At 39.2% G+C, this 8,426-nt stretch carries 8 protein-coding genes and 1 pseudogene; all 9 read left to right on the top strand.

The features are described from left to right. Positions 1 to 116: 116 nt before the first annotated feature. A complete protein-coding gene (locus D0463_RS18330) occupies positions 117 to 941 on the top strand; it encodes a sugar phosphate isomerase/epimerase family protein (RefSeq protein ID WP_117308791.1) in 825 nt (274 codons plus the stop codon). Beyond that, positions 941 to 2,026: a zinc-dependent alcohol dehydrogenase family protein gene (locus D0463_RS18325; RefSeq protein ID WP_160118477.1), complete on the top strand. Its 1,086-nt coding sequence runs from the start codon at positions 941 to 943 to the stop codon at positions 2,024 to 2,026. Before D0463_RS18330 ends, D0463_RS18325 begins: the two co-directional genes overlap by 1 nt. Positions 2,027 to 2,149: 123 nt before the next feature. Further along, positions 2,150 to 2,980, top strand: coding sequence for a sugar phosphate isomerase/epimerase family protein (locus D0463_RS18320; protein ID WP_117308789.1), 831 nt, complete (start codon positions 2,150 to 2,152; stop codon positions 2,978 to 2,980). A gap of 49 nt (positions 2,981 to 3,029) precedes the next feature. Then, positions 3,030 to 3,320: a putative quinol monooxygenase gene (locus D0463_RS18315; RefSeq protein ID WP_117308788.1), complete on the top strand. Its 291-nt coding sequence runs from the start codon at positions 3,030 to 3,032 to the stop codon at positions 3,318 to 3,320. A gap of 200 nt (positions 3,321 to 3,520) precedes the next feature. Further along, on the top strand, positions 3,521 to 3,994 hold the full coding sequence (pssA, locus tag D0463_RS18310; RefSeq protein WP_483295753.1) for a CDP-diacylglycerol--serine O-phosphatidyltransferase: 474 nt from the start codon (positions 3,521 to 3,523) through the stop codon (positions 3,992 to 3,994). A gap of 159 nt (positions 3,995 to 4,153) precedes the next feature. Next, positions 4,154 to 4,885: pseudogene (locus D0463_RS20480) on the top strand (CHASE3 domain-containing protein); the annotation flags it as partial. Between the two features lie 9 nt (positions 4,886 to 4,894). Continuing rightward, a complete protein-coding gene (locus tag D0463_RS20475; protein ID WP_483295752.1) occupies positions 4,895 to 5,842 on the top strand; it encodes a methyl-accepting chemotaxis protein in 948 nt (315 codons plus the stop codon). 651 nt (positions 5,843 to 6,493) lie between these two features. After that, positions 6,494 to 7,309 (top strand): sugar phosphate isomerase/epimerase family protein, encoded by an 816-nt coding sequence (locus D0463_RS18300; protein WP_117308792.1) that lies wholly within the window; start codon positions 6,494 to 6,496, stop codon positions 7,307 to 7,309. Positions 7,310 to 7,470: 161 nt separating this feature from the next. Beyond that, a partial coding sequence (locus D0463_RS18295) for a Gfo/Idh/MocA family protein (protein WP_133299588.1) occupies positions 7,471 to 8,426 on the top strand: 956 nt, incomplete at its 3' end.

The following is an 8,426-nucleotide window of genomic DNA, read 5'->3' as shown; positions in this document are numbered from 1 at the left end:
GTGCGCGGATTAATCATCATTTTAGCTGTCGCACTTGGACGTAAGGCAATTAAGAATTAAGAATGCTGTTATGTTTTGTACAGTAAAACCAAAATTGATAATAAGGAGCGAGGAAAATGATTAAGTACGGTTACAATACACTAGTTTATTCAGGTGAAAGTATTGAAACGAGTATTGCGCGTTTATCAAAATTCGGTTATGACGGTGTAGAATTTGTTGGGGAACCTGAACAGATGGATACGGGGTTAATCAAGGAACTACTTAGCAAACATAATATCGCTGCTTCTACAATTTGCGCTATCTATAATGCTGAAAGAGATGTAGTCTCAAGTGACAAACAAATAAGAAGGAATGCTGTTGATTATATTAAAAGCTGTGTTGACTTTGCAAGCACAATCGGCGCAAAGGGCATTTCATTAACACCAACTGCCTGTATGAAAATTTATCAAGAGGCAGACAGGGAAACTGAACTTTCCTGGGCTGTCGAAGGTATTAGAGAGGCAGGCACATATGCGGGCGAACACGGTGTTAGAATAACAATAGAACCATGGAATCGATATGAAAATTATTTAATTAATAGAATGGAGCAATCTCTTGAACTAGTCAATCGGATAGATTTACCGAGTGTTGGGTGTATGGGTGATACGTACCATATGAATATTGAAGAGGTAGATATTGCTGATGCAATTCGATTGGCTGGAGATAAATTATATCATCTTCATATTGCCGATAGTAATAGAGCCGCACCTGGAAGAGGGCATATTGATTTCAAACCAATAGCGAAAGCACTAAAGGATATAAACTACAGCGGATATTTAACTATGGAACTTTTACCCCCCTTTGCTGATCCATTTAATGGTACAAGATGTGAAGAGTTCTTTGATCAGTACACTGAAGAGTCAATCGTTTTCCTAAAAAAATTATTTAAGGAGGAAGTATGATGGCACAGGACACAAAGAATGCTGTACTGGGTGTAGAAGGGAATTTTATTAAAAAAGAGATGAAAGCCGCAGTTACACATGCCTCACAAGACTTGAGAATTGAGAATGTACCCGTTCCGGAAATAAAGGATAATGAGGTGCTAATACAAGTGAAAGCTTGTGGAATATGTGGAACCGACCCACATATTTATAACGGACATTTTCCTGCGCCTATGCCCCTAATACAAGGCCATGAGTTTTCTGGTGAAGTTGTTAAAGTTGGATCAGCAGTGACTAGTGTGACTGTTGGAGAACGTGTAACAGCTGACATTAATATAAGCTGCGGAAATTGTTACTTCTGTCGTACCGGACAAAAACTATTTTGTGAGAACATTACTCAGCTTGGTGTCCATATCGATGGAGCGTTTGCAGAATACCTTAAAGCTCCTGAAAATAATGTTTATAAATTACCTGCTGGCATGTCTTGGGAAGAAGGGGCATACATCGAACCATTGGCATGTGTGATAAGGGGCCAAGAGCGAGCCAATGTTAATATGGGAGATACTGTTGCGATCATCGGGGCTGGACCAATGGGACTGGCTCATGCAATTATGGCCAAGTTAAATGGTGCCAGCAGAGTTATCATATCCGAGATGAATAAAGCACGTATACAGAAAGCAAAAGAACTAGGCATTGACGTTGTCATTGATGCTTCGGAAAAAGACCCAATTCAAGAGGTGTTGAGCCTTACAGAAGGAAGAGGGGCTGATGTGGTATTTGAGGTTGTCGGCGCAATGCCAACATACAAGCAAGCTTTTCAAATGGTTAGAAGAGGCGGAACTCTGGTTGCGTACGGTGCTGCTCCTGCTGACCAGACTTTGGAAATTAAGCCGTTTGAAATTTATAGTAAAGAGCTGACAATAGTAGGCTCATATGCAGGTACTTATAGTACATGGGTTAAAGCAATACAACTCATTTCATCAAAGCGATTCAATCCTAACGATATCATCAGTAAGACAATTTCTTTAGATGATTTAGAAGATGGAATTAAAGAAGCAGATAAAAACAAAGATACAATCAAAATCTTGGTAAACATAGAAGGTTAATGAGTGATTCTTGAAGGGGTAATAGTGGAATTTTACAGTTCCTCTTTTATCCCTTTTAAATGCATAGCTAGCCAAATTAATAGATTGAAATTTACATAAGTAAACAATGAGGAGGGGTTTAGAATATTTAGATATAGTGTTACACAGTGGATATTCGGTGACGAGACTCTAGAAGAAAGTTTAAAGAGGCTAAAAAAATATGGCTACGATGGTGTAGAATTAGCTGGTGAACCTGATTCTATAAATCTTGAAATTACGAAGAAGCTATTACAGGAATATAACATGAAATGCAGCTCAATTTGTGGCATTTTCAATCCCGAGAGAGACCTTTCTTCGTCAAACGAAAAAATTAGAAACAACGCTGTACAGTATGTGAAAAAATCCATAGATTTGGCGAAATCCCTTGGTGCATCCACCTTAATTGTTGTTCCGACCTGTGTAGGAAAAGTAAGTCCAGAAACAGATTTAGAGGAAGAATGGAATAATGCGGTTTCAAGTGTCAAAGAGGCAGGAATATATGCCAAAGAAAATGGAATCACTATTGCGATTGAAGCATTAAACCGTTATGAAACTTACCTTGTTTCTAACTTGACTCTAGCACTAAGATTTGTCGAAGAAGTTGATGTAGAAAGTGTGAAAATGATGGCTGATTTATTCCATATGAGTTTAGAAGAACGTGACATGAAGGATGCTTTGATCAAAATTAAGCCCTATCTTGCACATGTCCATATTGCAGATAACACACGTGAAGCTGCTGGTTTGGGACAGACAGACTTTAAACCGATACTATCATTCCTAAAGAACATAAAATATAGCGGCTATATAACAATGGAATTTCTACCAGCCGTTTCTAATCCATATATTGCTTCAAAACTACATGGTGAAAGTAATATTTTTGATGAATTTACTAAGCAATCAATCCACCATATGAAAGAAATCGTTAAAAATTTATAAAAAAATCCGATATTGTTTTTCTCAATAACTGTCCAAGGAGAACTGAACTATGATTATCATTCATGCATTTCTTAAAGTTGACCCAAAACGCCGCAATGAATTTCTTGAACAGGCTAAACAAGTAACCGCACCATCTCAAGCTGAAACCGGAAATATCAGCTACCAATTCTATGAAGATCCTGAACAACCAAATAACTTTGTATTTTTAGAGAAATGGAAGGATCAAACTGCTATCGATGAGCACGAGGAAACTTCACATTACAAAAATTTTGCCAACGATGTGCAACGTGTTTTACTTGAACCTGTGCATGTAGAATTATATGAAGCGACAGTAAAATAATAAAAATGGAGAAAAAGAAATTTCTGTCATCAAATATGATGGGAATTTCTTTTTTGTTTGAAATAAATATTTAAAGAGCGAACTTGGTTTTCAAATTATTAACTAAGGTATATAAAGGAAAGTAGTAGGTAAGATAGTAAAAAGGTTAGTGTATGTTCCCTTTATTGAAAGGTGGTTCCATTTTGTTCAATCGACTGGCTATGGTACTCCCAAATTTGTTTACAATGGGAAATTTACTATGCGGTATTTTTTCGATTACCTCAAATATGAATGGATATTTGCGCCTGGCAGCCGTTTTAATCTTCGTCGCAGCTTTTTTAGATTTACTGGATGGCAGGATTGCACGCAGATTAAAAGTTAATAGTGAATTGGGGGTTGGATTAGACTCTTTAGCAGATATCATCAGTTTCGGGGTTGCACCGATTTTGCTATTTTATACACTGACTTCCCATACATGGTTAACTTCTTTTGCCTTTATGCTTTATCCTGCGATGGGAGCTTTAAGATTAGCGCGATTTAATGCCAGGCCTACAATTGGCTATTTTATTGGTGTTCCTATTACATTCGCAGGACTTATCATGGCTAGTATGGGAATATTTTTTTACAGTAATCCATACATAACAATCGCCCTTGCTTTATTGATGGTGAGCCCGATCAAGGTAAAAAAACTTTAGGAATTTCAGTAGCAGTTCCCTTTCGATAATTTTCGACAAAATTTTCAGGGATTCTCTCCCAAGAGAATCAGGGAATTCCCCTAGATACAGTATTGTTAAATTCTTGTAGGCTTAACTATATATTCTTTTATTACTACATCATGGTTAGGGGAACTTACATTGAAACTTACGCTAGGGAAAAAACTGATTTTCGGCTTTCTGACTGTTGCCATCATGCTCGGGGTAACAAGCGGGATTTTCTATTATTCTTTGATTAAGACGGATCGTGCTTATTCGGATCTGATTGATAGGAGGGCGGCCATTGCATTCAACGCCAAGGATATGCAGGCCAAATCGTTGGAACAAACTACTAACTTGCGTGGGTACATAATAACTGGGGAAACACAGTTTCTCGATAATTTGAAAACCGCAAATTCCGATATGGTTGAATTGATTAACAAAACAAGCAAAATGGTTCAAACGGAAGATAGCCGAAAAACGCTAAGAGAACTTGAAGATTTAAATGCGCAATTCCGTACCAAATATGAACAGTTACTCGACATGCCACAGGATGACAAACAAGCTCTTGCTGATTTTTTTATCAAAGAAATTTATCCAACCGGCAAGAAACTATCTCCAAAAGCTAACATTATTTCCGAACGTCAAATAGAAACGATGGATACAGTTTCCCGGGAAACAAGCGGTCAGGTTGACTCTTCCATTGTTTTGGTAACGGTACTTAGCATAATCGCTTTCGTTGCTGCTATATTGATTGGAATTGTTCTTACCAGGATAATTTCACGTCCGATCCAAACGGTGTCAAAGGCGCTCACCCAGGTGGCTGAAGGAGACCTAACAGTAGAAGAAATGAAGGTTAAATCACAAGATGAAATTGGGGAGCTTACGTTCGCCACAAATAAGATGGTCTATGATTTACGTACAATCCTTTCGCAAGTGAGGGATGCGGCCATCCAGGTGGCAGCATCTTCCGAAGAATTGACTGCGAGTGCGGAACAAACGACAAAGGCGACAGAGCAAATTGCCTCGGCAACCGGGGAGTTAGCAGCAGGTACAGAGGACCAAATGAAGTCTGTGAGCGATACTGCTACTGCAGTCAATCAGATGTCAGCTGAAATTGAACAAATTGCCGTAAATAGTGAGGAAGTGTCGAGTCTTGCAGAAAATGCGTCACACGCGTCCTCTGAAGGTATACAAGCAGTCGATTCAGTACGGGTGCAAATGAATGATATTAAAACGGCTGTCCAAGAAACAGCTGCTATTATCACATTACTTGGCAACCACTCCAAAGAAATAGGATCCATTGTGGACATGATCACCCAAATTGCCAGCCAGACGAATCTGCTTGCTTTGAATGCGGCCATCGAGGCAGCCCGTGCCGGTGAATCAGGACGGGGATTCGCGGTAGTGGCTGATGAAGTAAGGAATCTCGCCGAAGAATCGGCTAATTCAGCGAAGCACATTTCGGAATTGATTGGAGAAATTCAAAAAGAAACCGAAAATGCCGTGGCTTCCATGAACCGCGGAACGGAAAAAGTGGAAGAGGGGGTTTCTGTCACCGAACAGGTGAGTGAAGCATTCTCGGTAATAGAGACAGCAGTGACAAGCGTTACCGGAAAGGTACAAGAGGTTGCAGCTTCCGTACAGGAAATGTCAGCAGGCAGCCAACTGATCGTGGATTCGATGGATACCGTCAACCGAACAGGGGTGGAAAGTGCTTCAGTGAGCCAGCAAACGGCATCCGCAAGCCAGGAATCCTTGGCAACAATGGAAGAAGTCTCATCATCCGCACAAGCGTTATCCCATCTTGCAGAGAATCTGCAGCTGACATTTACGAAATTCAAGATTTAATTTAAGTGTTATAAACATCTAAAGGGAAAGGCTGCCGGCTCTACTCCGACAGCCTTAGTCCATTAGTTCAAACAGCGTTTGTTTCTTCCTTCACCAAATGAATCCCAAACTCTGAATCCCTCAAACATTTGATACTAAGCCGTGCTCTACTGTCCGGCCGTTATCACACAGTACCCTACAAAGATAGAGATGCCAGATAAATCTTAGGTGTGGACAAACCCATCATGCAAAGTTTTCATCATGGAAGAATAATAGTTTGCTTTTATAATTTCGATAAAATATTAAAAGTTTAAAGTTGCAATTCTGAATGTAATCGATTACAATAATTCGTGTAAGGTACTACTTGATATACTAGTAAAATCAAGGAAAAAAGAGTTTTTTATTTTACTATGTATGTAATCGATTACATAAATGATTTACTCTATGGTCATTAAAATTGAGATACTTTAAGGTTAATTCCATAAGAGGCATAAAATATTTAACTAGATTTGTAATCGATTACATCTTATGTCATTTTTAATAGTAAAACGGTTCTTACTCTCGAAAATTATAAAATAGCAGAATCCTTTAGCTTTTGAGGAGGTGGTTGTGTTCAAGGAGAATGGTCTGAAATACCAACATACAATGACTCTTATAAATGGAGGGATTAATATGAAGTTAGGATATCAAACAAACACATGGGGAGGCGTTGTCGGACACCCAGGAGGAGTAACATCGGTGAAAGACAGCTATTACCTTGCCAATGGTTCTACTGAAGAAGCATTAAAGGATATTAGTGCAGCGGGATATAAGGGCTTTGAATTATTTGATGGAAATCTGATGCAATATAAAGAGAAAAAAGAAGAATTCAAAGCATTGCTGGAGAATTACTCTCTCGACTTTATCGGAGTGTATACAGGCGGGAATTTTATTTTCCCGGATATTTTGGAAGAAGAATTGATCAAAATTGAAGAAGTTGCATCGTTAGCTTCTGATCTAGGCGCTGAACATCTTGTAATAGGCGGTGGGGCCATCCGTGCGAATGGCATATTGGAAAGCGACTACACTGAGATGGGCAATGCTTTAAATCAAATAGTTGAAATAGCGGAGAAATATAACCTGATCGCAAGTTATCACCCACATATGGGTACAAATGTTCAAGCACCTGATCAGTTGGACAAATTAATGCCATTAACAAGGATTAATTTAGTTCCGGATACGGCCCATATTGAAGCAGGCGGTGGAGATCCGGTAGAAGTCATTAGAAAATATGTAGATCGCATCAAATATGTTCATTTAAAGGACTATCAAAATGGTGAGTTCTTGCCACTTGGAGAAGGACATCAAAAATTTAATGAAATGATTCAAATATTAAATGAAGCAAATTATGACGGGTGGATCACTGTTGAACTAGATAGCTATCCCGATCCGAAAAAAGGCGCTGAAATTAGCCATCAATTTCTATCAAAGCTTGATTCCAATAACTAGAATTCATGTTGATGGAATATCAGCACACACTCACTGTTATACTTACTAGTTTCATATCATTCATGAAAGCGCTTCTAATTTTGCGCTGATTAAAAATAGCAGTAACAACATAGAAACAAAAACACTTTTATATGCTACTTAATTTAAAGGAGGACTTTAACATGAAAAAATTAAACATAGGTATGATTGGCGGAGGATTTATGGGGAAAGCGCACGCACTTGCGTATGCAGGTATGCCGATGTTCTTTTGGCCGGCACCAGCGATTCCACATCGCCACACATTAGTCGATGTTAATGATCAATTAGCTCAGGATGCAGCGAATAAATTGGGATTTGAAAACTACTCATCTGATTGGAGAAAAGTAGTCGAAGACCCTAACATCGATATTATCGATATCGTTACTCCAAATGATTCTCATGCTGAAATCGCGATTGCCGCGGCTAAAGCCGGCAAACACATTATTTCTGAAAAACCGTTGGCAAGAACAGCCGAAGAAGCAAAAACAATGTTGGATGCGGTAAATCAAGCCGGTGTCAAGCATATGGTCGCTTTTAACTACAGAAGAACGCCTGCAGTTGCCCTTGCTAAAAAGTATATAGAAGAAGGAAGAATTGGTAAAATTCTAAACTTCCGTGGGACATATTTGCAAGACTGGTCTGCAGATCCTAACTCACCTCTATCATGGCGTTTCAAGAAAAAAATTGCCGGTTCTGGGGCACTAGGTGATATTGGAACACATGTCATTGACTTTGCCCGTTACCTTGTCGGTGAAATTTCAGACGTTAATGCTATGGCAAAAACATGGATTCCCGAAAGACCAATCCAATCAGGCGGTACGGATAAATTAGGCACAGTGAAAGCGGAAGCGGATGTTCCTAAAGATGTCGTGGACGTTGACGATGAATTCATGACGATGCTGAAATTTGAAAACGGAGCCATTGGCAGCATTGAAGCAACCCGTAATGCATGGGGACGCAATAACTTCCTGACTTTTGAAATTCACGGTGAAAAAGGTTCATTATATTTCAACTATGAGCGCCGTGATGAATTGCAAGTTAGCTTCTCTGATGATCCAAGTGATGCGAAAGGTTTCAGAACCGTTTATACTGGCCCGGC

The sequence above is a fragment of the Bacillus sp. V59.32b genome, assembly GCF_003429085.1.
In the GTDB taxonomy this organism is placed as follows: domain Bacteria; phylum Bacillota; class Bacilli; order Bacillales; family DSM-1321; genus Peribacillus.
The sequence above is the reverse complement of the archived record's forward strand: the minus strand, read 5'-3'. Positions and strand labels throughout refer to the sequence as shown.

Bases quoted from the DNA above. Each gene is read 5' to 3' on its own strand.
- D0463_RS18330 (WP_117308791.1), top strand. From the start codon at position 117: ATGATTAAGTACGGTTACAATACACTAGTTTATTCAGGTGAAAGTATT.
- D0463_RS18325 (WP_160118477.1), top strand. From the start codon at position 941: ATGGCACAGGACACAAAGAATGCTGTACTGGGTGTAGAAGGGAATTTT.
- D0463_RS18315 (WP_117308788.1), top strand. From the start codon at position 3,030: ATGATTATCATTCATGCATTTCTTAAAGTTGACCCAAAACGCCGCAAT.
- pssA (WP_483295753.1), top strand. From the start codon at position 3,521: ATGGTACTCCCAAATTTGTTTACAATGGGAAATTTACTATGCGGTATT.
- D0463_RS20475 (WP_483295752.1), top strand. From the start codon at position 4,895: ATGGTCTATGATTTACGTACAATCCTTTCGCAAGTGAGGGATGCGGCC.
- D0463_RS18300 (WP_117308792.1), top strand. From the start codon at position 6,494: ATGAAGTTAGGATATCAAACAAACACATGGGGAGGCGTTGTCGGACAC.